Below are 429 nucleotides of genomic sequence, written 5' to 3' on the forward strand. Positions count from 1 at the left end.
CCTCCGACATCGATGAGCGCGACCAGCCCTTCATCGACCGCGAGAACCGTACGCCGGAAGGCTTCTTCCGCCTGAAGGAAGGCACGGGCCTCGATCACTGCATCGCGCGCGGCCTGAGCTACGCCAACATCGCCGACCTGTTGTGGTGGGAAACCTCCCACCCCGATCTGGACGACGCGAAGAAGTTCGCCGAGGCGATCCAGAAAGAGCACCCGGGTAAGCTGATGGCCTACAACTGCTCGCCGTCGTTCAACTGGGAAGCCAAGCTGGACAAGGACACCATCGCCAAGTTCCAGCGCGAGCTGGGGGCCATGGGCTACAAGTTCCAGTTCGTGACCCTGGCCGGGTTCCACAGCCTGAACAACGGCATGTTCGAACTGGCCTCCGGCTACCGCGACCGCGGCATGGCGGCCTATTCCGAGCTGCAGC

Annotated in this window: 1 pseudogene; it reads left to right on the top strand. The window is 63.4% G+C overall.

Going from position 1 to position 429, the window contains the following annotated elements:
- A pseudogene (locus I6F37_RS41020) lies at positions 1 to 429 on the top strand (isocitrate lyase); the annotation flags it as partial.

It is taken from the genome of Bradyrhizobium sp. NBAIM08 (assembly GCF_020193935.1).
GTDB lineage: Bacteria > Pseudomonadota > Alphaproteobacteria > Rhizobiales > Xanthobacteraceae > Bradyrhizobium > Bradyrhizobium yuanmingense.